Origin of the sequence: Thiocapsa marina 5811 (genome assembly GCF_000223985.1) — a bacterium.
In the GTDB taxonomy this organism is placed as follows: Bacteria; Pseudomonadota; Gammaproteobacteria; order Chromatiales; family Chromatiaceae; genus Thiocapsa; species Thiocapsa marina.
Genome location: NZ_AFWV01000008.1, coordinates 258,185 through 281,861, shown reverse-complemented (window position 1 = coordinate 281,861; position 23,677 = coordinate 258,185). Strand labels below are relative to the sequence as shown.

Genomic DNA, 23,677 nt, shown 5'->3' with positions numbered 1-23,677 from the left:
TTGGGTGCATCCACGGCTCTTGGCGGAGACGCAGTTTAGAATTTTATATTTTTGAATACTTTAAACCGCGCCGGCTCCGACAGTCGTCGGAGCCGGCGCGGCCAAGCCGCTTCATCAAACGACGCATACCGCACAGGGCGCGGTTTAAAGACCCGGCGCCAGCATCAGAATCCCGATCGCCTCTTGCTCGCTCGGCCCGTTCCAAGGCCAGGCGAAGGTCTGGCCCGTCAACCAGGCCTCGAGCTGATCCGTTCGGTGGGGCGAGAAGAGGTGTCCGGACTGACCGAGCGGCAGCACGCCGCGGGTGCCTGCCCAATCCGCCGGGGTGTAGACGACCCGCATCGAGGGGATAAAGACGGACTCCTCGGGTGCGAGCGGCATCGGCTTCATGACGTTCACGGTATCAGCGTTTCCGCCGACACCGATCGGACCGACGTTGAAGAGACGCCCGACCAGGGGCAAGGTCCCGAAGGCATGCGGGAAGGTCAGGGTACGGATCCGGTCCAGACGCGCATCGTCCGGGTTGGGGATCCGGGCCTCGAGATCCGCCTTGGCAGCTTTCAACGCCCGCGCCCAGATCTCGGCCGGACCCTCGATCCAGGACGTCGTCACATCGTCCCAGAAGCTCGACCGGCCGCTGCGGAGCATCTCCTGCAAAGGGCTGTAGGCGAACATGGCCATCGCCGTCATGGCGTCGAGATCCTCGCCCAGCTCGTCTTCGTAGAGCGCCCTGTAGAGCGCCGGTTCGAGCAGGGCAAAGAAGGCCGCGGGCCGGCTGGACCCCGCCATGTCGCCGTCCCAATCGAGCAACTCCTCGGCGGCGATGTTCCAAGCGGCCTGATCCACCGCCTGCAGATCGATCTCGATCCTGCGCAAGGCGGCTTGGGCGAGCCGCGCCTGGGTGCTGATGCGATCGGTCTGGATCTCCGCCATCGCCTCGGGCGTCAGCCGGCCGGCTGCATCGAGCCGCTCGGCGATGCGCTCGGCGCGAAAGGGCGCCATCCAGGCGTTGCTGATGGTCACCGGGTACTCAACCGGGACGATGCGGTTGTTGGCGGTGATCAAGGCCGCCCCGGGCGGATCGACACGCCGCGGGTTGCGCGTCTGGGGTATGAGCCCCTGCCAGGCATAGCCATCGACCCACCCCGGCGAGGGGAATGCGCCCGAGCCCTTGCCGCGCTGCGGCAGGATCCCGCTGACCTGCAGGGCAATCCCGCCGTCGCGGTGCGCCGACATGAGGTTCAGGACGACGTGCTTGAATTCCAGGATGGCCTCACCGGCCTCCTCGAGCGTCTCGGCCTGGTTGAGACGCAGCAGCCCGGCAAAGGCGCGATCCGGGAGATCGTTGGTCTCGCGCAGGGCCAACAGATGGGGCGTGTCCAGGCTCGGCAGATCCATCGGCGTCTTGGTGATCGGACCCAGGATGTCGTTGACGATCACGCCGTTGCCGGTCGAGCGGATGATCAGGTCGAGCGCTTCGGCGCCCTTCACCGAGATGCGCTCGACCCGGGTCGCGATCGGCTCGGACCGCCCGCCCGCACGCTCGACGCTCATGCCGTCGGGCAGGAGACGCTCGACGAAGATGTCCTGTGTATCCGCGATGGTGCTGGTGAAGCCCCAAGCGAGATCCCGGTTATGCCCGATCATCACCAAGGGGACGCCGGGCAGGTTCGCCCCGGCGACATGCAGGTCCGGCGCGATCAGCTCCAGCATGTACCAGATCCCGGGCATGGAGCCTGCCAGATGCGGATCGTTGGCGAGCAACGCCGCGCCGTCGGCCGTGCGGGGTCCATTCACCGCCCAGCCGTTGCTGGCCGCCGCCGGCAAGGGCAGGCCGAGTCGGTCAACGATCTCGAGCACGGGCTCGATCGTCGGCCCTTCCCGGTCGCCGCGCATCCGGATCCGCCCCTGCTGCTGCGCCAACTCACGCACCAGCTCGGACGACACCTCCGGCGCCGGGATCCCCGCATCGGTCGGAAAGAGCTCGCGCGCACGCTCCGCCCCGATGCGGGCCGCCAGACGCAGGAAGGTCAGCTCGGCACGCAGGTTGTAGGATTGTGTCCAGGCCATATAGCCGCCGATCAGGAGGCTATCCTGCGGGGTCCACGGCGCGGGCTCGGCGCGCACGACCAGGTACTCGAGCGGCAGGCGACGCTCGGCCGCCGCCTCGGTGCGATAGGCGTTCACGCCCGCCGCATAGGACTCGAGGAGAGACATCTCCTCGAGGTTCAATACAGCCAGACTGCGCTCCGCCTCGCGATCGAGCCCCATGGTGCGAAAGAAGCGATCCGCCGGCAGCACCCGGACACCGAACACCTCCGCGAGACGCCCGCCGGCGAGACGGCGCAGCAGATCCATCTGCCACATCCGCTCGCGCGCCACGACGTAGCCTTGAGCGAACAGCAGGTCATGGAGACTGTCGGCCTCGATCGTCGGGATCGCGTGTGGCCCGTAGCTAACGCGCACCGGGGCTTCGAGTCCCGGCACCGCCAGGCTCCCCGAGTAGCTCGGCTCGCCGCCCTTGGCGACCAGGAACAGGCCGGCGGCACCGACCGAGATGGCGATGACCAGGATCGCGACGACTAGCACTAGGATCCGACGCGGCATGCGGCTTGATTCCCGGGGCTCGGCTTACGGCGTCGTCGGAGCCACCGGCTGGATCCCCTTCACGAACGCGATGAAACCCTCGCGCTGGGCCGCGACCAGCTCCGCCGGGCCGTGCATCTGCGGGTAGAGGTTACCTTCCTGCGTCTCGATGACGCCGGCCAGGAGCATCCGATCGGCCAGCACGTCGTCGCCCGGACCCATGCCGACGCTGCGGCCGTAGCTTCCGCGGAGCTCGACCAGGGTGGCAGGGATCGTCTCGGTGCCGATCTGCGTCACGGTCGGCTCAACCGGCGCGCCGTCCGGACCTTGGAACTGAGACTGCCAGCGCTCGATGTTGGCCTCCAGCGTCCCGCCTTGACCGGGTCCGAAGAAGTAGACGACAAACTCGGCCCCGTCGCCGCCCTCGGCACCGGACGCAGGCACCTTGAACTGGAGCTGACGCATCTCGCTCTTGGGCGTCTCCGAGACCCAGGCATCCGGGACCGACGACTGGTAGCTCAGGAAGGTGACGGATTGATCGGCCGCGACAAGAGCGGAGCCGGCGAGCAGGACGGGGGCAATCAGCAGCGAGCGCAGGGCGATGGACATCGGTTTGTCTCCTTATGGTGTCATGGCTCGCGGGACTCGCAGGACCGGAAGGCCGATCGGGTCGAGTCGGGCGAGAGCGACCGCAGCGGGTCGAGATTGGGTACTATCGGACCAACCGTCTCATGATAACCGCACCTGCGAGGAGTTGCCGCGATGTCCGATCGACCCGACGCCGACGCCGACGCCGTCAAGACCTATCTGCTCGATCTGCAGGACCGCATCTGCGCGGCACTGCGCGAGACCGACGGCGGAGCGGGCTTCCGCGAGGACGCCTGGGAGCGTCCGGGCGGCGGTGGCGGGCGCACGCGCATCATGCAGGACGGGGCCGTCTTCGAGCGCGGCGGGATCAACTTCTCGCATGTCTTCGGCGAGCGACTGCCGCCCTCGGCAAGTGCGAATCGGCCCGAGCTGGCCGGGCGCGGCTTTCAGGCCATGGGCGTGTCCTTGGTCGTACACCCGCAAAACCCCTATGTACCGACCTCGCATCTGAACGTGCGGTTCTTCATCGCGGAGCGACCCGACGCCGAACCGGTCTGGTGGTTCGGCGGCGGCTTCGATCTGACGCCCTACTACGGCTTCGAGGAGGACGTGCGGCACTGGCACCGCGCGGCGCGCGAGGCCTGTCTGCCGTTCGGCGAGGACGTCTATCCGCGCTGCAAGGAGTGGTGCGACCGCTATTTCTATCTGAAGCACCGCGAGGAGCCCCGCGGGGTCGGCGGGCTCTTCTTCGACGATCTGAGCGAAGGGGGATTCGACCACAGCTTCACCTTCATGCGCAGCGTCGCGGAGGCCTATTTGCCGGCCTACCTGCCCATCGTGAATCGCCGTTGGGCGAAGCAATACGGCGACGAGGAGCGTGCCTTCCAGAAATACCGCCGCGGTCGCTACGTGGAGTTCAACCTGGTCTACGACCGAGGCACCCTGTTCGGACTGCAATCGGGCGGGCGCACCGAGTCGATCCTGATGTCGCTCCCGCCGGAGGTGAGCTGGCGCTACGACTATCGCCCGGAGCCGGGAAGCCCGGAGGCCGAGCTCTACGAGCGCTTCCTCAAGCCGCGGGACTGGCTGGCCGACGAGGCGACCGTGGCTTGATGCAGTCGAGCGTGCTCAAACCTGCTTACGATCTGTAGGATGGACAGACGTAGCGCGGTCCACCGACGCCGGCGCAGGCCTCGGTGGACTTCGCTCTCGCTCGTCCACCCTACCGGCCGGCCTTCACGGAGCCAGGCGTGAAAGGCGACAGGTCAGCCCTTGCCGTATTCGGCCTTCGACCCGGTCATATCCCACGCGAAGGTGCAGTCCAGATGCGAGAGGACCGAGATCAGCCCGCTCTCGCCGTCCTCGACCATCACCGCGATCGGGGCGCGTTTGTTGAACTGCTTGTTGGCGCGTTTGACCCAGAGATGGCGCATTTCGGGGTTTCGGGGAAAGTAGGTATGCAGGGCGTCTTCGATCCGCATCAGGTAGGAGAGCCGGCGATTGACCTGAGGGTCGTCCGGGAAGCACTCCTCGTCCCGGTAGCGCGAGAGGTTCCGGGCCTTGATAGTGGCGGGCAGCTGAAGAAGCACCAGGATATCGCTCGCACCGAGATTCCAGCCTTCCAGCAGCGACATAATGCGACGCGTGAGCGAGCAGCGCTCGTCGATCGTGAGTTCGGACATGAATCGACCCTTGTCTGAGGCACGCTCCGGAGCGTACGGCTTGATGGTCGCGGGTCGGACGATCGCCAACCACGCGTGTGACGAGGGAGATGGCGCCGACAGGCAACGGATGCAACCCGACAGCGGAGCACCGGGCTCGCGCCTCCATCGCGGTCCTCAGCGCGGGATACGGGTAATGCGCAGGACCAAGGGGATCTGTCTTAAGCGGCGCATGATGCGTGCGAGATGGGCGCGGCCCTTCACGAGGATGAGAAATTCCAAGGCCGTCGTCATGCCGTCCTTCTCGCGCGAATGGACGTTCTCGATGTTCGAGCCCAGCTCGGCGATCGCCCCGGCGACCACCGCGAGCGCACCGCGTCGATTGCCGATCTCCACCCGGATCTCGGTCGGAAACTCCCCGTCCGGCTCGTTGGCCCATTCGACGTCCAGACGCTTGTCGCGCTTGGTCTCCAGGCTGCCGAGGTTGCGGCACTCGCTGCGATGAACCACGATCCCGCGGCCGGGGCTGAAGAGCGCGGCAATGGTATCGCCCGGAATGGGCCGACAACAGCGCGCAAAACTGACCACCATCCCCTCGGTGCCGCGTATCGCCAAGCGGTGAGGATGCAGATCCTTGTCGGCCTGCATCGCTTGGGTCGTCTCGTCCTCATCACCTCCGGCGAGGCGACGGGCCACGAATGCAGCGAGACGATTGCCGAGGCCGATGTCGCCGAGCAGGTCGTCGAGCGTGCGCTGATTGGCCTCTTCCAAGTAGGCCGCGACTCGGATCGGGTCGAGGCTATCCAGATCGACGCCGAACGTGCCGAGCTCCGCGCTCAGCAGACGCCGTCCCAGCACCTGGGCCTCGCGCTGCTTGAGGTTCTTCAGATACCCCCGGATGCTCGCGCGGGCCTTGCCGGTCACGACGAAATTCAGCCAGGCCGCATTCGGCTTGGCCCCGGGTGCGTTGATGATCTCCACGGTCTGGCCGCTGCGCAGGTTCGTGCTGAGCGAGACCATGCGCCGGTCGATCCGCGCGGCGACACAGGTGTTGCCGACATCCGAATGGATCGCGTAGGCGAAATCGATCACCGTCGCACCCCGCTTGAGCGTCAAAATCCGCCCCTTGGGCGTAAAGACGTAGACCTCGTCGGGGAAGAGATCGATCTTCACGTGATCGAGGAACTCCACGGAATTGCCGGCCGCGCGCTGCATCACGAGCAGATTCTGCAACCACTCCGAGGCCAGTGTCGTGGCATTGGCCGTGGACTGCTCGCCGCTCTTGTAGAGCCAGTGCGCGGCGATCCCCGACTCGGCCATGCGCTGCATGTCCTCGGTGCGGATCTGGATCTCGATATGGATGCCTTGGGGACCGATGAGCACCGTGTGGAGCGACTGATAGCCGTTCGCCTTCGGAATCGCGATGTAATCCTTGAAGCGCCCCGGCACCGGCTTGTAGAGATTGTGGACCAGCCCGAGCACCCGATAGCAGGTGTCGATCCGATCCACGGTCACCCGGAAGGCGAAGACATCCACCACCTCCGAGAAGGCTCGACGCTTCTCGCGCATCTTGCGATAGATGCCGTAGAGATGTTTGCGCCGCCCCTCGACCTCGCCGTGGATCTCCTCCTGATGCAGGGCCTGTTTGAGCGCCGTCTCCACGGTTGAGACCATCTCGACGCGCACACCGCAGGTCTTCTGCAGGGCGCGTTGAATGACGTGACGGCGCCAAGGCCAATGATGCAGAAAGCCCAGCTCTTCGAGCTCGACGCGGACGCGGTTGATGCCGAGACGGTTGGCGATGGGCGCGAAGATGTCGAGCGTCTCGCGCGAGATCCGCCGACAAGCATCCGGGTGCATCGACCCGAGCGTGCGCATGTTGTGGAGCCGATCGGCAAGCTTGATGAGGATGACGCGGATGTCGCGCGTCATGGCGAGCAGCATCTTCTGAAGGCTCGCAGCCTGGGCCTCGGCGCGCGACTCGAACTCGATTTGCGAGAGCTTGCTCACGCCGTCGACGAGATCCGCGATCTCCTCGTCGAAGACCTCCGCGACCTGCTCCTTGTCGACCGGGGTATCCTCGATCACGTCGTGAAGCAGTGCCGCGATCAAGCACTTATAGTCCATGTGCATCTCGGCGAGGATGCGCGCGACCGCGACCGGATGGTAGATGTAGGGCTCGCCCGATTTGCGGCTCTGACCCTCGTGCGCCTCGGCGCCGAACAGATAGGCCCGATAGAACTCGCTGACCTGCTCGGGCGGGAGATAGGTCTCGAGATAGGCGCAGAGGTCGCTGATCAAATAACGGGCCACGGGCATACGATCGGATTCGGCTCCGACGGGATGAACCGGCGGAGTCGTTGCCGGATCGACAAGGGTGGCGAGGATACTTTGCATGGTTTTCGGATCGAACGGACTCACGGCGAGGCGCGCGCGGTCGCAGAGACCTTTCGTCCGTGATCTGCCCCCGCGGTCGTTCGCCGATTCTCGTCGAGCCGCATACCGGACCTACTCGCGCGGATCGCCTTTGGGCTCCGCCTCGCCGAGCTCGGAGGCCAGCTCCTCGGCAAGTGCCTGCTCCAATGCAGCCGTGGTCTCGTCGATCTCTCGCTGCGCGGCCTGGACCATTGCGGTCGAGATATGGCCCGCGGCGATCTCGCGCAACGCCATGACGGTGGGCTTGTCGTTGGCCCAAGGCAGGATCGGCTCGACACCGTTCGCCAACTGGCGGGCGCGCTTGGTGGCGAGCAGCACCAGATCGAAACGGTTGTCGACGTGATTGAGGCAGTCCTCAACGGTAATTCTGGCCATGCGAAATGTTCTCCATCGGGGTCTCGAAAATCCGGGGCGCCGGCGCACGGGGCCGGGAATACGACGGACGCGGGTGCGAGGACTCGTCTACGTTCGACAGGCGGGCGGGCTCGCCGTTCATGCTCCTCGGAGCCGGCCGCCCACACGGCAGCCTTGTGCTAAACCGCGTCCCGAGCGAGATGCTAGCTTTCGAGTGAATTCGGCGTTGGGTGCATCCGCAGCCCTTAGCGGGGACGCGGTTTGAACTGATATTTCTATAATATCTTAAACCGCGCCGTCTCCAGCGGCCGTCAAATCTGCCGGGGCCGATCCCATCCAAAAACATCGCATGACGCGCTAGGGCGCGGTCTAAGAGCCTAACATACATGGCGAAGCAGCAGCGAGCAGCGACGCGCCCGCATCACGCCAGGGCATCGAGCAGCGGCCCCAACCTCGGCCGCTGCCGCTCGAAACGCTGTCGCTCGGCGAGGACGATCGCCGCCAGCGCATCCAGCGCCGTATCGAACACCGCGTTGACGACTAGATAGGCGTACTCCTCGACATGCGCCATCTCGTCGCGCGCCTGCGCCATCCGACCCGCGATGACCGCATCGCTGTCGGTACCCCGCCCGCGCAGACGTCGCTCGAGCTCGACGATCGACGGCGGCAAGACAAAGATCCCGGCCGCCGAGCGAAAGCGCTCGCGCACCTGCCGCGCGCCCTGCCAGTCGATCTCCAGGATCAGATCCTGCCCGGCAGCCAGTGCCTCGCGGACATCGACCTCGCGCGTCCCGTAGAGGTTGCCGAAGACCTCGGCATGCTCCAGGAACTCGCCCGCGGCGACCGACTCCCGAAACCGCGCCTGATCGATGAAATGATAGTGGACGCCGTCCTGCTCTCCGGCGCGGGGCGCACGCGTCGTGCAGGAGACCGACAGGGACAGACCAGGATCGCGCGCGAGAAGCGCCTTCACCAAAGACGTCTTCCCGGCGCCGGATGGGGCCGAGACGATAAAGAGGATACCTTCGCTCATGATGCGCTCAACCATTTGAAACAGGGGTTGGCCGGCCGATGCTGACCCCGACCGCGCGGATACCGGGCTGCCGAAACATCCCGCACGACACCGAGGGTCGAGGCGAGACTCGCGATCGGGCGGCCGGCACGCGACCTCGGCCACCGGATAAGGAGTTCAGAATATCGCGCCCGCGCCGGGCACGCACGCGGATCAAGCGCGGGGAGCGACGATCGAAGCATTCCTGCCGCCGAGATAGCGCGGCGGAGTTGGTTTCGTCTGCCGCGACGTGCTACAAACCCTATGACCACGAGGGCCACTGGACAATCGGAACCGAGCAGGCCGAGGCTTCGAGCTCCAACCGGTTGACTGGAAAATCGGCCGGCCTTACCGACCGCCTCGGATTCATGACGCGAGATCTCACGGACTATGACCTTGCCGACCATCTTCGACATCTGCACACCGCGCCAGGACGTTCTGAAGGGCACGATCTCCGAATCGGACTTCGCGGCCGACCTTGCGCAGGTTCTGCGCGGCGACGCGCCCGAGGAGTACCTCGACCCGGTCAAATTCTTCGCGAACACGCACCCGACCCGCGGACTCAAGGACCTGCTGCGCAATGTGTGCCTGCGGCTCGCCGGCAGTCCGGATCAGGTCGCGTCCATCTTCCGGTTGGACACCAACTACGGTGGCGGCAAGACGCATGCGCTCATCGCCCTGACCCACGCCATCAAAGGGATGACCGGTGTCCCCAACACCGCGGAGTTCCTGGACCCCGGCATCCTACCCACGACCAAGGTCCGCATCGCCGCCTTCGACGGCGAGAACGCCGACCCGTTGAACGGCCGGCCGCTGGAATCCGACTTGCGTGCGTACACACCCTGGGGTGAGATCGCCTACGCCCTCGCCGGGCGAGACGGCTATGAGCGGCTGCGGCGCAGCGACGAGCAGGGCGGAGCGCCAGGTGCAGCAACCATCCAGGAACTGTTCGGCGGAGAGCCGACGCTGATCCTGATGGACGAATTGTCGGTCTACCTGCGCAAGCTCAAGGTCCGGGACCGCGAGGCCGCGGGCGGTCAACTCACGGCCTTCCTCACCGCCTTGTTCAAGGCAGTGGAAAGCTCGCCCAACGCCGCCGTGGTTTACACCTTGGCCATCGGCAAAGGCGGCAAGGCCACCGACGCCTACAGCGACGAAAATCAGTTCATCGCCGACAAGATGGAAGAGGCGGAGAGCGTCTCGGCTCGCAAGGCCGCGCTGCTCGACCCGACAGAGGAAGACGAAACGGTCAAGATCCTACGCCGCCGACTCTTCGACCGAATCGACGACGCCGCAGCGACCGCCGTCATCGAATCCTACCGCCAGCTTTGGGAGCAGCACCGCGACAACCTTCCCCCGGTCGGCGGCCGCGACGCGCGCTTGGAAGCCTTCGCGTCAGGCTACCCCCTGCACCCCGAGCTGATCGACACCCTGCGCGAAAAAATGTCCACTCTGGGCAATTTCCAGCGGGTTCGCGGCATGCTGCGCCTGCTAGCCCGCACCGTCGGCCGGCTCTGGGAGCAGCGCCCCGCCGATGTTTACGCCATTCATCTGCATCACCTCGACCCTGGCTTCGAGCCCATTCGACAGGAGATCGTCACCCGGCTCGGCCAGCGCCAATTCGTCCCCGCCATCAAGTCCGACGTTGCCGCAGTGGATGGAGATCAAAGCGCGCTGGCCCAGCAGCTCGATGCCGATCATTACAAGGGACTCGCACCCTATGGCTCCTACGTCGGTCGGGCGATCCTGTTTCACACCATGGCCTTCAACGAGAACTTAAAGGGAGCCACCCCCGAAGAGCTTCGCTGGTCGATCCTCTCGCCCGGCACGGACCTGAGCTTTATCGACGACGCCCGGCGGCGCTTCGTGCAGGGCTCGGCCTATCTGGATGACCGCCCGAACGTCCCGCTGCGGTTTCTGGCCGAGGCCAACCTGACCCAGATCTTGCGCCGTCAAGAGCAGCACGCGGATCCCGGCGAGGCCCGTGCACAGCTCAACGACCGCATCAAATCGATCTTCGGCGGGACCGTCTTCAACCTCTACCCCTTCCCCGGCGGTCCCTACGAGGTGCCGGACGACGCGGGCGACGGCAAGCCGACCCTGGTTCTCATGGGGTTCGATGCCGTCGAGGTTGCATCGGACAATGTCGCCGTCCCCGAGCTGGTCGGTCGCATCTACGCGCAGAAGGATGCGAGTGGCGGCCTGCGCCTCAACCGCAACAACCTCGTCTTCCTGTTGGCCGATCAGGCCCGCAAGGAGGAGATGCGGCATAAGATGGTTCGGCGCCTGGCGCTGAACGAGCTGCGCCGCCCGGAACGGCTCAACGAGCTGCCCGATCATCAACAGGACCGGATCAAGGAGTGGTACCAACGCTCCGAGCACGACCTTGCCCTGGCCATCCAGCAGTGCTACCGGCACGTCCTCTATGCCTCAAAGCACCGGATCGAGGGCGCGGAGCTGGACCTCGCGCACAGCGCCATCGATACCCAGAGTGCCTCGGATAAACCCGGCCAGGGCCAGAAACAAGTGGTCGAAGTCCTGCGCGCCAACAACAAACTGCGCCTGCCCGAGGACGAACCGGACTCGCCGACCTATATCCGCGACCGCACGCCCCTGAAGAAGGGCACCATCACCACGGCTGCCCTGCGCGCCGAGTTCCGACGCGACCCCGGCCTGCCCATCCTGGTGGGCGACGACTGCTTCGTGAAAGGCATCCGTCGCGGCATCGAGGGAGGCGAATTCGTGTATCAGAGCGGCGATCTGATCCACGCCAAAGGGGACCCCTGGGCCAACATCCATATCGACGAGCAGTCCTTCGTCCACACCGCCGCCTATGCACAGGAGAGCGGCATCTGGCCGAAGGTCTCCGAGGCCCCGCCCGGATCCGGCCCGGTCGGCGGCTCCGGCGGCGGAACGGGCAACAATGGCGGCACTGGTACAGCCTCGGGCGGATCAACCGGATCGGGCGGATCCGAAGGCACCGCAGGCGGGAAAGACCCCGGCGCAGGCACGTCCGGCGGAGGCACCACGGGCACTGGTACCGGCTCCACCGGCAAGACGACGGAGCCATCGAACACCCTCACCGAAGAGGGCGTCCTCAAAGAGGCCCTCACCACGCTCTGGGAACGGGCGCGCGCCCGCAAATTCACCCGGATCCGCACGCTGGAGCTGCGCCTCTTCGACGCGACCGACGCCTTCCGCCTGCTGGGCCTGGTCGCGGCCGTCCAGGGCGCCACCAAACAGGTTGTCATCACCGGCAGCTACGAGACCGCAGAGGGCGGAATGCTGGAGATCGAGTTCACCGGTCCACCCGCGGACGCCCAACCCGTCAAAGATTTTCTGGACCCCCAACTGCGCGCGGCCAAAGAAAAGGATCTGTCGGCTCGCTTCGACATCCACTTCGACGACACCGGACTCAGCCTCGCCGGAGACATCCCGGAAAAGCTCGCCGAGCGACTGACTCGCTTCGGCACCGGCGCGGCCTATGTGGCCATCACCGCCGAGGGCAGCGCGTGAACGCCTTGCCCTCGTACAGACCAGCCGGCCAATCAGGCCGCGCCGGGGCCGGATCGGATACAGCCATGCCGAAATATGAGCTGTGGGTCCGCACCCATGGCGCGGAAGACTTGGAGATGGAGATCTGGCAGGTCCCGGCCCCCGCCACGCCACACATCAAGGCCCCGGTGCGGATCGCCGGTTTGCGTGGGCGCAACCTCGCACTGGTCGAGCATCGCGTGCTGCGGCGGCTCGCCAAGGCACGCATCCAGCTCGGCGAACCCTTGGCCGACGCGCGTCAGGTCTTCAGCCTTGACGAGGACCTGGCCCTCAATCTCGGGCTCCTCTTCCGGGTTCTGGCGCCCATGCGCAATCGCGAGTACATGCGCGCCTGCGCCGAGGGCATCGAGGAGATGGGCCGCGAGGAGGCCGCCTACTGGCTGGGCATGGCCATGCACCGCAAGTACCCCAGGCGCGTGCTCATGTCTCTGCGTTTTCTGTTGATCGATCCCAAGGCTTGAGGGGGCCGACCGGCATGTCTCGCAGCCTGCGCGACCTCGAGTCTTTGTTGCCTGAGCTGGACGCGGCACCCGCCGACGCCCTGGAGGATCAGGACCTCGACTTCAAAGAGTGGCCCGAGCGCAGCCGGGAAAAGGCCGTGGATCAGGTGGTCGAAATGGCTATCTGCATGGCCAACGGCGGCGGGGGCACGGTTGTCTTCGGAGTGCGCGACCGGGTGGTGGGACGCGCGGATGCCCTCCTCGGCGTCCCACCGGAGATCGATGTCAACCTCCTGCTCAAGGCGGTCTATGACCGTACCGATCCACGCCTGACCCCGGTTTTCGAGGACCTGTTCGTCCCCGAAGGCACCGGTCGTCTGTTGATCATGCAGGTCCACGGCGGGCTGCCCCCGTACACCGACAGCCAGGGCGGGGCCAAGGTGCGGGTCGGCAAGGACTGCCAGCCCATGACCGGCAGCCTGCGCCGCCGCGTCCTGATCGAGACCGGAGAGACCGATTTCACCGCCGGGTTGGTCGAGGGCCGTCCGGCCGACCTGCTCTCGGCCAGCGCCATGGAACAACTGCGCGACGCCGCCCGCCGTGAGCGTGCCCCCGAGGACCTGCTTCACCTCTCCGACCACGACCTACTGGCGGCCCTGGACCTGCTCACGCAAGGCCGACTCAACTTCGCCGGCCTGTTCTTGGCCGGACACCCCGAGGCCCTGCGCCGTCACCTGCCGAGCTACGTCTGGACACATGTGCGCATGGCGAGCGACACCGCCTACAGCGACCGCCTGGACGGCAACGATGCCCTGCCGGTCGCCCTCAACCGCATGCTCGACCGCATCATGGCGGACAACCCGATCAGCACCCTGGAACTGGGACTCTTTCATCACGAGTATCGCGCCTATCCCGAGATCGCGCTCCGCGAGGCCCTGATGAACGCGCTGTGCCATCAGGACTTCCGCATCGGCGGTCCGCTACTGGTCAGCCAATACCCGGACCGCATCGAGATCGCCAACGCCGGCGGCTTCATCGGCGGCGTTTCGCCGCACAACATCCTGCGCCACCGCCCGGTGCCGCGGAATCCGCTGCTCGTCAACGCCCTGGTACGCCTGCGCCTGGTCAATCGCATGAACCTCGGCGTGCGGCGCATGTTTCAGTCCATGCTCGAGGAGGGGAAGGCCCCGCCCAACCTGGCGGAGCACGGCGAATCCGTGGTGGTCTCCTTCCGGAAGCAGCCCATCTCCGGCCCCTTCCGCCTCTTCGTCGCCGACGAAGGTCAGGCCGGCCGCATCCTCAGCGTCGAGCACCTGCTGATCCTGCATGACCTCCTGGGCCATCCCGAGCTGGACACCGCCCGCGCCGCCCGCCTATGCCAGCGCACCGAGCCCGCGGCCCGAGATCTGCTCAACGAGATGGAGACCGGCCTGGGCTATCTGGAGCGCGGCGGCACCGGGCGCGGCACCTACTGGGTGCTGCGCCCCGATCTGCATCGGCGCCTGGCAGGGCCCGGCCACCCGGAGCGCAACCGGCGCATCGCCTGGGAGGCGGCTAAGACCCGCACGCTCAGCGTGCTGAAAGACCGCGCCCGCCGTGGCGAGCCGGGGCTCAGTAACCAGGAGATCCGACAGATCACCCACTACGACAGGAATCAGGTGGTGCGTCTGATGCTGGAGCTGCGGGCCGAGAACCCGGATATCCGACTCGGCGGTGCGGGACGCTCGGCCCGCTACAGCGTGGATTGCGCGCGGAAATGAGCGGCGCGCATTTACCGCGCATTTACCCTGAGGAATTGCGCGCAGAAATGCGCGCGCGCATTTCTGCGGCCATTCAACGGCGACGAGACCCGGACTGAAGGATTCCATGACCACCCGCCTGATCGAGACCTGGTTGCCGATTGCCGAGATCGGCCTGGAGGGCCTGCGCGAGCGCACTCCAATGACGCCCTTCCCGGCGCCCAACCGTCTGCACGTCTGGTGGGCGCGCCGCCCGCTGGTCGCCTCCCGTGCGGCCATCCTTGCCGCGCTGCTCCCGGCGGATGCTGATCGCGAGCGGTTCATGCACTTGCTGGGAATTCACGGGGATCCGGTTGCGGCTCGGGCAGCCATGGACCGAGCTGTCCGCAACGGTGTCCGCGTTGAAGACCCTTACGGATACAAACGAGCCTTCGGTCACCTGCCTGGGAAAGAGGATCTGGAGTGGTTCCGTTATGAGGCACGTCGTCTTGGTATTGATGACCCGACTGTTTTGGACCCCACGGCAGGCGGAGGTAGCATCCCGTTTGAAGCCACGCGACTCAACCTCAACACCGCAGCCAACGATCTGAATCCGGTCGCGGCTCTTATACTCCGCGCAACCGTTGATTGGCCCCTTCGGTTTGGACTCGACGTTCATCGGGAGTTTCTTCGGCTGAGCCAGACTTGGAGGGCAGAGGTCGAGGCTCGCCAGACCGCCTTTTTTCCTCAACCCTTCGCGCCCGACCAGATCGATACGACCTACCTCTGGGCTCGGACCATCACCTGCCCCTACTGCGACGGTCTAATTCCCCTGTCGCCAAATTGGCGCTTAGCGTCGAGCGGGGCTGGCGTAGGTCTCAAACCACGCTTAGGTGACGGGCCGAGTACCGCTGGCCGAATCTGCGATTTCGAGATCGTCAATAAGGCGGCCGAGCACGCGAAAGGCACCGTGAAGGGGGGAGACGCCGAGTGCCCCTTCCCGGACTGCGATCGCACCATTGATGGCGAGGAGGTCAAACGCCAAGCCCAGGCGGGGCGGATGGCAGAGCAGCTCTACGCGGTGGTCTACAAGCGGAGCACGTGGACCACCACCAAGACTGGCAAGAAGCGCGAGAAGTGGGTGCGCGGCTACCGCGCCCCGTGCCCGGAGGACGAGGTCTCCGACCTCATCGCCGAGCGCCTGGCCGAGAAGTTGCCGGAGTGGGAGGCGTTGGGTCTGGTGCCTACGGAGGTGATCGGAGAACCGTCCAACTACGACAGGGGACATCGGATGTACGGGATGTACCTCTGGCGCGACGTATTTTCTCCGCGGCAGTTGCTGTGCCACGGCATTGGCGTCGAGGTCTTTCGGGAACTGCTGGAATCAGAACAAACCAAGTACGCACTGCAAGACGAGACCAAGGCTGCCTTCGCCTACCTCGCGTTATCGCTGGACAAGTTGCTGAACTACAACTCCCGGATGTCCATTTGGATGCCCACTCGCGAAGTGGTCGCCAACACATTCAACCGGCACAACTTCGCATTCAACTGGTCCTATGCCGAGATGGCACCTCTGATCGTCGGCCTCGGCTACGACTGGGCCATCGAGCAAACCGCCAAGTGCATCGGCGAGCTTGTGGACCTGGTCCGTCCCGATATCGACGTCAAGGCCGCCAAGAAGCAAACGCGCCATGCGGATCTATTCGCCGCGCCACCCTTCACCCCGCCCCCGGTCACCATCACCTGCAAGTCCGGCGACAGCCTGGACCATCTGGCGGATGGCGCAGTGGACCTGGTCGTGATGGACCCGCCCTACTACGACAACGTCATGTACGCGGAGCTGTCGGACTTCTTCTATGTCTGGCTCAAGCGCACCGCGGGCTATGTCTACCCGGAGCTGTTCCGCCGCGCGCTGACGGACAAAGAGCACGAGGCGGTCGCCAACCCGGCCAAATTCCGCGGCGAGAAGGGCGCCAAATCACTGGCTAATCAGGACTATCGGGAACGCATGGCGGCCATCTTCACCGAATGCCGGCGCGTTCTGAAACCGGACGGCATCATGACCCTGATGTTCACCCACAAAGCGACCGGCGCCTGGGATGCCTTGACCAAGGGTCTGATGGAGGCCGGCTTCGTGATTACCGCAAGCTGGCCAATCAACACGGAGGCCGAGGGCTCGCTGCACATCAAGGACAAGTCCGCCGCCAACAGCACCATCTTCCTGATTTGTCGACCCCGCACCGCGCGAGCCGAGGGCGACGACGCGCTCTACTGGGAGGATCTGGAGCCCAAAGTCCGAGCTGCCGTGCGCTCGCGCATCAAGGACTTCCAGGATGCCGGGATCCGCGGCGTCGACCTCTACCTCTCTTGCTTCGGGCCGGCCCTGGAGGAATTCTCCCGTCACTGGCCGTGCGTCGCGGCACCCCTCGCCCCGTGCCCGAGGCGAAACGCCGTCAACGCCAAGCGGAGCTGTTTGAGGATGGCTGGGATCCCTATCTGGCGACGCCGGAGGACGCCCTGGACGCCGCCCGCCGGGAGGTGAAGCGCTGGCGCATGGAATCGCTCACCCATATGCAGCGCCAAGTGGAGCTTGATCCTCTGACCGAGTGGTTCGTGCTCGCCTGGGACGCCTTCCAAGCCCCCCAGTTTCCCTACGACGAAGGTCTGCGCCTGGCCCGAGTCGTCGGCCTGGACATGGACCGGGATGTCATCGGGCGGGTCGCGGAGAAGAAAACCAGCAACGTCATCCTCTGGGACAGCGCCATGCGCGCCGCCAAAGGCGCACTCGGACCACCCGACGGCTCGCGCGGCTGGATCGACGCCATCCACCACGCCGCGCACGCCGGCCACACCCGCACACTCCAGGCCGCCCAAGAACTGCTCGAACGCTCGGGCGTCGCCCAAGAGCCGCTCCTCCTCTCGGCCCTGGAAGCCGTGCTCGAAGTCCTGCCCCCGTCCCGAGCCTTCACCGGCTTCGACCCGGCAGACGCCGTGCTCCCGTCAGCCAGCGACTTCGAGGTTCTTGAGAATCTACGCCGCCTCGCCTTCGCGGACCGCGTGGATAAACCGACACAGTTGGCGCTTTGGCAGGAGGACAACGCTTGAGCACCCTGACCACCTTCGATACCACTAAGGAATTCCTCTCCGACATGCTCAAACAGTTGGGGGACGGCAAGACCCAGCTCCCGGACTTCCAGCGGGGGTGGGTCTGGGACGACGACCATATCCGTTCGGTGCTTGCGAGCGTCGCCCGATCCTTCCCCATCGGTGCCGTGATGATGCTCAAGACCGGCGGCGACGTGCGCTTCCAGCCCAGGCCCGTGCAGGGCGTGACCTTTCCGCCCCAGGGCCGGCCGGAGCCCGAGCGCCTGGTCCTGGATGGCCAGCAGCGGCTGACCTCTCTCTACCAAGCATTGATGCTGGACGAGGTCGTGGAGACGACCAACGCCAAGAAACAGAAGGTCAAGCGGTGGTACTACATCGATATGCGCAAGGCCGTGCAGTCCCCGGAGGATCTGGAGGAGGCAATCGTCGGTCTGCCGGAGAGCCGCCAACTGCTCAACTTCCGCGGTGAGTTGATCTCCGACTACTCGACCCCCGAGCGCGAGTACGAGGCTGAGCTTTTTCCCATCCGCAACGTCCTCGAGGACGACGATTGGCGGATGGCCTACTCCGAGTTCTGGGACTTCGACAAGGAGCGGCAGAAGTTCTACAACGAGTTCGGCAAGCGGGTGCTGAACGCCTTCAAGCAGTATCAGGTCCCGCTGATCGTGCTGCATCAGACGACCTCCAAAGAGGCCGTGTGCCAGGTCTTCGAGAAGGTGAACACCGGCGGCGTCTCGCTGACTGCCTTCGAGCTGTTGACCGCCACCTACGCGGCGGACAACTTCAACCTGCGGGATGACTGGTTCGGGAACCAGGAGCGCAAGGTTGCCGGACGGGAGCCGCGCCTACATCAGAAGAGGGTGCTGCAGCGCCTGGCCAACACCGACTTTCTCCAGGTTGTGGCACTGCTCTACACCATTGCCCGCCGCGAAGCCGATCTGACCAACGGATTCAAGCCGGAACAGGCCGCAGCCGTGAGCTGCAAGCGCGTAACGATCCTCAACCTGCCCTTGAGCGGCTATTGCCAATGGGCCGACGCGGCGGTGGAGGGATTCGAGCGCGCCGCACGTTTCCTGTTTCAGCAGAACATTTTTTCGCCCTGGGATTTGCCCTACCAGACCCAGGTGATCCCCTTGGCGGCCATCCTCATTAACCTCGGCAAGCGCTGGGAGGACGATGGCATTCGGCGAAAGGTGGCCCTATGGTTCTGGTGCGGGGTCTTCGGGGAGCTATACGGCGGGGGTGTCGAATCCCGCTTCGCACGCGACGTGCCGGAGGTCCTGGCCTGGATCGACGGAGGTCCGGAGCCGCAGACGGTGATCGATGCCAACTTTTCAAGAACCCGCTTGCTGACCTTGAGGACCCGTAACAGCGCAGCCTACAAGGGGCTGCATGCCCTACTGATGCGCGACGGTGCGCAGGACTTCCGCACCGGGGTACCCATCGACGAGGCCAGCTTTTGGGACGAGCGAATCGACATCCACCACATCTTTCCCCAGGCGTGGTGCGTCAAGCAGGGCATAACGTCCCAACGCTACAACTCCATCGTCAACAAGGCGGCAGTGTCCGCGCGGACCAATCGGATCATCGGGGGGCAGGCGCCGAGTGCCTATCTCCAGCGCATTCAGGACCAGGCGGGCATCGATGCCGAGCGCATGGATCAGATCCTCGGGACCCACGTCATCGATCCAGAGCGACTTCGAGACGACCACTTCGAGGGTTTTTTCGCCGCTCGCGAGGAGGCCCTGGTGACCCGCATTGCCGCGGCGATGGGCAAGGCTGTCCTGCAACAAGCCTCCGAGCAGGAGCCGGTCACCGAGTCGAACGGCGACGACAGCTCCGACGAGAACGAGGCGTGAGTCTCCTCACCGCCAGGGATTGGCTGACCAAGTACAGTCCGGAGCAGGGCGACTTGGTCACCGGGTTCTATGTCCCCGCCTTGGAATGCGCCGTGCGCTACGACCGCTCCACCGGCTACTTCTCCGCCTACGCCCTTGCCCTCGCCGCCCGTGGAATCGAGGGTCTCGTCCGCAACCGCGGTCGGATGCGCCTTGTCGTGGGATGCACCCTGAAGCCCCAAGATGTTGCTGCCATCCAGCAAGGCGCCGATCTGCGCGACCGGGTGGAGGCGGCGCTGCTGGCCGAGCCACTCGGCGCGGATGACGCCACTGCGGTGGACGCCCTTGGACTGCTGGCCTGGATGGTCGCCAAGGGCCACCTGGACGTGAAGGTAGCCGTGCCCTGCGACGAGGGCCGCAAGCCCATCGCGGGCCTTGGTCTCTTTCACGAAAAGGCCGGTATTCTCGAGGACGGCGCGGGAAACCGGCTGGCCTTCAGCGGCAGCATCAATGAGACCGAGTTCGGCTGGAAGCACAACTGGGACAGCTTCCATGTCTTCACGACCTGGGGCGCCGATGGGGGCGGCGGCACCGCCCATGTCCAGGCCGAAGAGGACAGCTTTCAGCGTCTCTGGGCCAACAAGACGGCGAGCGCCATCGTGATGGACGTGCCGGCGGCCGTTCGGCTGGAGCTGCTGAAGTTTCTGCCCAAGGACGACCTGCCGGGTCGGCTGAGAACGACGTCGGCTGATGCGGAGCCGATCGTTCCGATTCCCGAATCACCGAGCCCGGAACCCCGGTCGGACCCGCGCCGCCTGGTGTGGGGCTACATCCGCCATGCCCCGGCTTGGCCGGATGGCGGCGAACGGGTCGGCGAAGCGACGAGCGCAGTGATCCCTTGGCCCCATCAGGTCAGGGCCTTTCAACGTCTCTATGACCACTGGCCGCCGCGACTGCTGATCGCCGACGAGGTGGGTCTGGGCAAGACGATTCAAGCGGGCCTTCTGCTGCGCCAAGCCTGGCTGGCCGGCCGGGCGAAGCGGATCCTGGTGCTGGCGCCGAAGGCCGTCTTGCGCCAGTGGCAGATCGAGCTGCGCGAGAAGTTCAATCTGAATTGGCCCATTTACGACGGGCAGCGGCTGTGCTGGTACGCGTCGCGGGGGCTCCAGGGCGAGGCGCAACGTCCGGTCGACGCCAAGGCGTGGCACCGTGAGCCTTGCGTGCTGGTCTCCAGTCACCTGATGCGGCGGCGCGATCGTGCGGCCGAGCTGTTGTCCGGGGCCGAGCCCTGGGACCTGGTGGTGCTCGACGAGGCCCATCATGCCCGACGGGGCGGCGGCGGTCTCGGTGCCGACCAGCGGCCCAATCAACTGCTGCGTCTGATGCAGAGCCTCCGCGAGCGCACGCAAGGGCTGGTGCTCTTGACCGCGACCCCGATGCAGGTCAGCCCTGTCGAGGTCTGGGACCTGATGGCCCTGCTCGGGCTGCCCGCCGACTGGAACCTGCGTGCCTTCCTGGACTTCTTCGAGTACGCCGCTGCGCCGAATCAATCGCATGCCCAGCTTCGCCGGATGGCGGACCTGTTCCAGGCCGCCGAGGTGACCTATGGGGCCTTGGCCGAAGAGGATGCGATGCGCCACCTGCCGGGCCTGAGTCGCCTCAAGGTGCGCAAGATCCTGCGTGCCTTGCGCGACACCGCGTCCATTCCGCTCAAACAGCTCGAAACCCCGGAGCGCCGGGCAGCGGTCCGTCTGATGAAACTGCACACCCCGTTGCGCGCCCTGATCTCGCGGCACACCCGCGAGCTGCTGCGCCGCTACCAGCAGGCCGGCAAGCTCAAGGCACTGATCGCAACCCGCAAGGTCGAAGATCGCTTCGTCGAGATGACCCCGGCCGAGCGTCTGGTCTACGAGCAGGTCGAGGACTATATCGGCAGCACCTACGACAACGCCGCAGCCGATGAGCGCACCGCCGTGGGCTTCGTCATGACCATTTATCGGCGGCGCCTGGCCAGCAGCTTCCATGCACTGAGCCGGACCCTGGAAGGTCGACTGGCGGCCGTCGGGGGCCAAACGGGATACGGCCCGGCACTGGGCGTGGCCGGTGCAGTCGACGAGGACGTGCCCGACGACGAGCTCGGCGAGGACGAGATCGACGCCGAAGAGGCGATCGATCTGGAACGCCAAGCCCTCGCCCTGGAAGAGATGGGCGACATCCGGGCACTGCTGGCCGCGGCTGAACGCCTCCCGTCGGATACCAAGGCGGGGGTCCTGTTGGAGGTTCTGAGCGAGCTGCGCGAGCAGGGCTACCGTCAGGCGATGGTCTTCACCCAGTACACCGACACCATGGACTTTCTGCGCGGACGCATCGCCGACACCTTCGGCCCCGGCGTGATCTGCTTCTCCGGGCGCGGCGGCGAGATCCTCACCCCGGCGGGCGACTGGCAAGTGATCACACGCGATGCGACGAAAAAGCGCTTTCGGGATGGCCTCGCGGAGATCATGGTCTGCACCGACGCCGCCGCCGAGGGTCTGAACTTCCAGTTCTGCGGAGCGCTGGTCAATTACGACATGCCCTGGAACCCGATGCGGGTCGAGCAGCGTATCGGCCGCATCGACCGTCTCGGTCAGGAACACCCCGAGATCCGCATCGTCAATCTGCACTATCAGGACACCGTCGAAGCCGACGTCTACGAGGCGCTACGCCACCGCATCAACCTCTTCCAGAGCTTCGTCGGACGCCTCCAACCCATCCTCGCCCGCCTGCCCCGTGCGATCACCGAGGTCGCCTTGGGCCGGCCGGAGGATCGCGAGAGGGCAAGGGCCAACCTGGTCACGGACATCGCCGCCGAGGTGGAATCCGCCGAGCAGGCCGGATTCGACCTCGACGAGGTCACCGCGGACGACCTCGATGCGCCCGAGCGCCCGCCGGCCCGCTATGACCTGACCGATCTCGGCGCATTGCTCGCCCGCCCCGACCTGCTGCCGCCGGGCGTTCAAACCAAGGCGCTCGGCACGCGCGACTGGTCCTGGCAGGCGCCGGGAATGCCGGCTTCGGTGCGCGTCACAACGGATCCCGACTACTACGAGCAGCACCCCGACAGCACCGAACTGTGGTCGCCTGGAAGCCCGGTGTTCCCGGTGCCGGAAGCAGTTGCAGAGAGCCAGGAGATTGAAGGCGCGGACTTTCGTTCGCTGGTCGCGGGGCAGTCGGCGACGACCTACCCAACCGAGCGCTGAGGGGAGATGGCTCGAACGGCGGGGCAAGCCTGGTGGCGCCCTTGCGCGACTGGCGCAACCTCACGATGACGCCTTCGGACTATTGACCAACGCACCGGCCCCAGGGCTTCGCGCCCCGTTGAACCGCATCGCCGCAACCCTCGACGGGAACCGCGCCGTCACCGCCCTGCGATTGGGTCGCCAAGCGCGCGGTGGGGCGATCGATCCGGGCGCGCCGGCGCCGCGGGCTGCCCAGGGTCGCTCAGTGCACCGGATACACCCAACCGCCGATGCGACCGCCATCGGCACTGGTGCGGCTGTTCGGCGCGACGTCCAGCAGCGTGAAGCGGCCGTTGATCTCGAACATCTCGATGCGCCGCGCGAAGGCTTGCGGATCCTCCCAGGGCCGGTTGTCGTAGTTCTCCTCGGCCAGCGCGACCAGACCCTGCTCGCGGTCCACGTCGACGACCACGGCGACATGTCCGGCGCGCCATTCCGGATCCTCGCGATCGGCCAGATACACCAGCAAGTCGCCGCGCTCGGGCGGACGCCGCGCGGTCCCGTTGAGCGAGCGCCCCAGCGGCACGATCGCGCCGGTGCGCGGGTCGGTTGCCTCGGTCAGGTAGAGGATGTCGTGGGCGATTTCGACATCGCCGAAGGTCAGGGAACGGCTCTTCATCCACCAAAGCCGGGCGTATCCGACACATTGGTAGGTGATGCCGACGTAGTGCTTCGCACCCCCCGCCGGCGCATCGCGCGACACCGCGACCTCCCCGGTCTCCAGGTCGAGAAAGCTCCGCTCGGGGTGCAGGCAGGTGGAGACACAGTTCGAGCGGGCCGCGGCCCCGTCGGCCACCCCGAGCACCTGCCCGAAGGGCGTCGCGCACGGACCCTCGCAGGCGCGGCGGCTCTCGGCGATCAGGCGTGGCCACTCGAGCGGTCCGATGGCCGCCCGCGGTGGCGGCAGACCCTCGCCGTCGGTGCGCGGCAGCTCGCGCAGGGTCGGCGGGGCATCGGCCGACAGCGGTCCGATCGTCAGTGCGAGCAGCAGGAGCGCGGCGATCGCCCCGACACACGCTAGGGCGCCTGGGCATCGAAATGAGGGTTTTTCGCGAGGAGCCATCGCG

Annotated in this window: 15 protein-coding genes; 8 read left to right on the top strand and 7 right to left on the bottom strand. The window is 66.0% G+C overall.

The window, feature by feature from the left end; genetic code table 11:
- Positions 1 to 144 precede the first annotated feature (144 nt).
- The gene (locus THIMADRAFT_RS13515) at positions 145 to 2,607 is read right to left on the bottom strand and encodes a penicillin acylase family protein (protein ID WP_007193614.1); all 2,463 of its coding nucleotides are present in this window, start codon (positions 2,605 to 2,607) and stop codon (positions 145 to 147) included.
- A 24-nt stretch (positions 2,608 to 2,631) separates the two neighbouring features.
- Positions 2,632 to 3,195 (bottom strand): hypothetical protein, encoded by a 564-nt coding sequence (locus tag THIMADRAFT_RS24800; RefSeq protein WP_007193613.1) that lies wholly within the window; start codon positions 3,193 to 3,195, stop codon positions 2,632 to 2,634.
- Positions 3,196 to 3,348: 153 nt separating this feature from the next.
- On the opposite strand from THIMADRAFT_RS24800, the gene hemF reads away from it, so the two are divergent.
- Positions 3,349 to 4,287, top strand: a complete 939-nt coding sequence (gene hemF / locus THIMADRAFT_RS13505) for an oxygen-dependent coproporphyrinogen oxidase (RefSeq protein ID WP_007193612.1) — start codon at positions 3,349 to 3,351, stop codon at positions 4,285 to 4,287.
- A 152-nt stretch (positions 4,288 to 4,439) separates the two neighbouring features.
- Here hemF and THIMADRAFT_RS13500 read toward each other — a convergent pair whose 3' ends face one another.
- The 4 genes from THIMADRAFT_RS13500 to gmk all read right to left on the bottom strand — a co-directional run bounded on the left by THIMADRAFT_RS13500 (position 4,440) and on the right by gmk (position 8,658).
- The gene (locus tag THIMADRAFT_RS13500; protein ID WP_007193611.1) at positions 4,440 to 4,856 is read right to left on the bottom strand and encodes a hypothetical protein; all 417 of its coding nucleotides are present in this window, start codon (positions 4,854 to 4,856) and stop codon (positions 4,440 to 4,442) included.
- A 156-nt stretch (positions 4,857 to 5,012) separates the two neighbouring features.
- The gene (locus THIMADRAFT_RS13495) at positions 5,013 to 7,232 is read right to left on the bottom strand and encodes a RelA/SpoT family protein (protein ID WP_007193610.1); all 2,220 of its coding nucleotides are present in this window, start codon (positions 7,230 to 7,232) and stop codon (positions 5,013 to 5,015) included.
- Between the two features lie 111 nt (positions 7,233 to 7,343).
- Complete coding sequence (rpoZ, locus tag THIMADRAFT_RS13490; RefSeq protein WP_007193609.1) at positions 7,344 to 7,646, bottom strand: DNA-directed RNA polymerase subunit omega; 303 nt, start codon at positions 7,644 to 7,646, stop codon at positions 7,344 to 7,346.
- A 400-nt stretch (positions 7,647 to 8,046) separates the two neighbouring features.
- A complete protein-coding gene (gene gmk / locus THIMADRAFT_RS13480) occupies positions 8,047 to 8,658 on the bottom strand; it encodes a guanylate kinase (protein WP_007193608.1) in 612 nt (203 codons plus the stop codon).
- 408 nt (positions 8,659 to 9,066) lie between these two features.
- On the opposite strand from gmk, the gene THIMADRAFT_RS13475 reads away from it, so the two are divergent.
- The 7 genes from THIMADRAFT_RS13475 to THIMADRAFT_RS13450 all read left to right on the top strand — a co-directional run bounded on the left by THIMADRAFT_RS13475 (position 9,067) and on the right by THIMADRAFT_RS13450 (position 22,571).
- The gene (locus tag THIMADRAFT_RS13475) at positions 9,067 to 12,192 is read left to right on the top strand and encodes an ATP-binding protein (RefSeq protein ID WP_007193607.1); all 3,126 of its coding nucleotides are present in this window, start codon (positions 9,067 to 9,069) and stop codon (positions 12,190 to 12,192) included.
- 65 nt (positions 12,193 to 12,257) lie between these two features.
- Entirely contained in the window at positions 12,258 to 12,692 is a 435-nt protein-coding gene (locus tag THIMADRAFT_RS13470; protein WP_007193606.1) for a DUF7680 family protein, read from the top strand.
- Positions 12,693 to 12,706: 14 nt separating this feature from the next.
- Complete coding sequence (locus THIMADRAFT_RS13465; protein ID WP_007193605.1) at positions 12,707 to 14,431, top strand: ATP-binding protein; 1,725 nt, start codon at positions 12,707 to 12,709, stop codon at positions 14,429 to 14,431.
- A 106-nt stretch (positions 14,432 to 14,537) separates the two neighbouring features.
- Entirely contained in the window at positions 14,538 to 16,931 is a 2,394-nt protein-coding gene (locus THIMADRAFT_RS13460; RefSeq protein ID WP_007193604.1) for a DUF1156 domain-containing protein, read from the top strand.
- Between the two features lie 11 nt (positions 16,932 to 16,942).
- The gene (locus THIMADRAFT_RS27475) at positions 16,943 to 17,494 is read left to right on the top strand and encodes a hypothetical protein (protein WP_007193603.1); all 552 of its coding nucleotides are present in this window, start codon (positions 16,943 to 16,945) and stop codon (positions 17,492 to 17,494) included.
- A complete protein-coding gene (locus tag THIMADRAFT_RS13455; protein WP_007193602.1) occupies positions 17,491 to 19,353 on the top strand; it encodes a GmrSD restriction endonuclease domain-containing protein in 1,863 nt (620 codons plus the stop codon). Before THIMADRAFT_RS27475 ends, THIMADRAFT_RS13455 begins: the two co-directional genes overlap by 4 nt.
- A complete protein-coding gene (locus THIMADRAFT_RS13450) occupies positions 19,350 to 22,571 on the top strand; it encodes a DEAD/DEAH box helicase (protein WP_007193601.1) in 3,222 nt (1,073 codons plus the stop codon). The genes THIMADRAFT_RS13455 and THIMADRAFT_RS13450 overlap by 4 nt, the downstream gene beginning before the upstream one ends.
- 241 nt (positions 22,572 to 22,812) lie before the next feature.
- On the opposite strand, the gene THIMADRAFT_RS13445 is transcribed toward THIMADRAFT_RS13450, so the two are convergent.
- On the bottom strand, positions 22,813 to 23,673 hold the full coding sequence (locus tag THIMADRAFT_RS13445; protein ID WP_007193600.1) for a CHAP domain-containing protein: 861 nt from the start codon (positions 23,671 to 23,673) through the stop codon (positions 22,813 to 22,815).
- Positions 23,674 to 23,677 lie beyond the last annotated feature (4 nt).

Coding starts and splice junctions, on each gene's coding strand:
- THIMADRAFT_RS13515 (WP_007193614.1), bottom strand. CDS start 2,607: ATGCCGCGTCGGATCCTAGTGCTAGTCGTCGCGATCCTGGTCATCGCC.
- THIMADRAFT_RS24800 (WP_007193613.1), bottom strand. CDS start 3,195: ATGTCCATCGCCCTGCGCTCGCTGCTGATTGCCCCCGTCCTGCTCGCC.
- hemF (WP_007193612.1), top strand. CDS start 3,349: ATGTCCGATCGACCCGACGCCGACGCCGACGCCGTCAAGACCTATCTG.
- THIMADRAFT_RS13500 (WP_007193611.1), bottom strand. CDS start 4,856: ATGTCCGAACTCACGATCGACGAGCGCTGCTCGCTCACGCGTCGCATT.
- THIMADRAFT_RS13495 (WP_007193610.1), bottom strand. CDS start 7,232: ATGCAAAGTATCCTCGCCACCCTTGTCGATCCGGCAACGACTCCGCCG.
- rpoZ (WP_007193609.1), bottom strand. CDS start 7,646: ATGGCCAGAATTACCGTTGAGGACTGCCTCAATCACGTCGACAACCGT.
- gmk (WP_007193608.1), bottom strand. CDS start 8,658: ATGAGCGAAGGTATCCTCTTTATCGTCTCGGCCCCATCCGGCGCCGGG.
- THIMADRAFT_RS13475 (WP_007193607.1), top strand. CDS start 9,067: ATGACCTTGCCGACCATCTTCGACATCTGCACACCGCGCCAGGACGTT.
- THIMADRAFT_RS13470 (WP_007193606.1), top strand. CDS start 12,258: ATGCCGAAATATGAGCTGTGGGTCCGCACCCATGGCGCGGAAGACTTG.
- THIMADRAFT_RS13465 (WP_007193605.1), top strand. CDS start 12,707: ATGTCTCGCAGCCTGCGCGACCTCGAGTCTTTGTTGCCTGAGCTGGAC.
- THIMADRAFT_RS13460 (WP_007193604.1), top strand. CDS start 14,538: ATGACCACCCGCCTGATCGAGACCTGGTTGCCGATTGCCGAGATCGGC.
- THIMADRAFT_RS27475 (WP_007193603.1), top strand. CDS start 16,943: ATGGAATCGCTCACCCATATGCAGCGCCAAGTGGAGCTTGATCCTCTG.
- THIMADRAFT_RS13445 (WP_007193600.1), bottom strand. CDS start 23,673: ATGGCTCCTCGCGAAAAACCCTCATTTCGATGCCCAGGCGCCCTAGCG.